This is a genomic window from Bacteroides sp. AF25-38AC, assembly GCF_003602995.1.
Taxonomy (GTDB): domain Bacteria; phylum Bacteroidota; class Bacteroidia; order Bacteroidales; family Bacteroidaceae; genus Bacteroides; species Bacteroides uniformis.
The window spans coordinates 1-1,121 of sequence record NZ_QTMD01000087.1 but is presented as its reverse complement, the minus strand read 5'-3'; the positions used below and the strand labels follow the sequence as shown (position 1 = coordinate 1,121).

Here is a 1,121-nt window from a genome sequence, read left to right as displayed (position 1 = left end):
GGGGGAGCTGTCGTCACATGGACGTCAACCCCGACTACCATAGTGATATGACTGTCCGCTAAGAGCATAATCTTGTTATTTATTGATATATGTATGTATTATTAAATTTATATATTCGATGATGATAAATAAAGACTTTCGATTTCGTATTTAGATAAGTGGAGTTCTATATTTTTATCTATTGTTTTCTGATGCGCCATATCTCTCTAAATATTGTAATAACAGTTTTAATCCATTATATTCGTTTTTACTTAGTTCAGAATGCGCTATCAATCCTGAGAGATTTGTATATATTTTATCCAATATATCTGTTTCGGGTTTTACAGTAAAATCCTGTACTATATTATAAAATTTTTTATATAGCTCAATCCTTTTCTCATTATTAGAGATTGAAATTAAATCAATCAATATTCTTTTTATATCATTCATATTTTTAGAAGTTGACTTTAATAGTTTGTATAATTGTTGATTTTGGTAGATTCTTTACGTTAATTATACCTTGATAACCACCACCAGATAATACTTCTGCACCATCACTACTTACTTGCCGAGCTGCGGTACCTTCGCCTATCCAAGTTCCTGCTTGAGGTTTAAATGTCGTAACTGATTCTATTTCGACTCCCCATTCTTCAAGAATTGCCAGTTCCTCTCGTAATACTTTCTCTGACGTATATTTTTTATTTGTAACGTAATTATATTCTCTACCTAATCTATTAGATTTTCCATGGTACTTATAAAAGATTTCATCTCCATTGACTTGTCTCATAGTAACAATACCATCAGTGAAATTCTTTTTATGATAATCAGGAATATCAGGACCTTTTTTAGAAACCTTTGCACATTTTAATCCAAACCAATCCAGCCACGTATTTATATCTTGCACATACCCATATAGAGTAGGATTGTTACCCGCCAATCCAATCGGGTCAGAAGAAATATACATCCCCATATCCGGCGAGTAGTACCTGAACCTGTTGTAATACAGCCCCGTTTCTTCATCCTCGTACTGTCCCTGATAGCGGAACGGCACGAGCGTTCGGTTTCCATGGCATTCCACCACCTTGCCGTACACGTCCAGCAGCATCTCCCAGACAAGCTCTCCCTTGCTGTCGTATGCCTGC

General features: G+C 35.5%; 2 protein-coding genes. Both read right to left on the bottom strand.

The window, feature by feature from the left end:
• Positions 1-174: 174 nt before the first annotated feature.
• The gene (locus DWY55_RS21820; protein ID WP_117795925.1) at positions 175-429 is read right to left on the bottom strand and encodes a filament-A percursor; all 255 of its coding nucleotides are present in this window, start codon (positions 427-429) and stop codon (positions 175-177) included.
• Between the two features lie 4 nt (positions 430-433).
• Positions 434-1,121: RHS repeat domain-containing protein (locus DWY55_RS22560; RefSeq protein WP_279387224.1), on the bottom strand; the 688-nt coding region annotated here is incomplete at its 5' end.

What these genes read in the sequence shown, in the direction of transcription:
- DWY55_RS21820 (WP_117795925.1), bottom strand. Translation starts at nt 429, where the DNA reads ATGAATGATATAAAAAGAATATTGATTGATTTAATTTCAATCTCTAAT.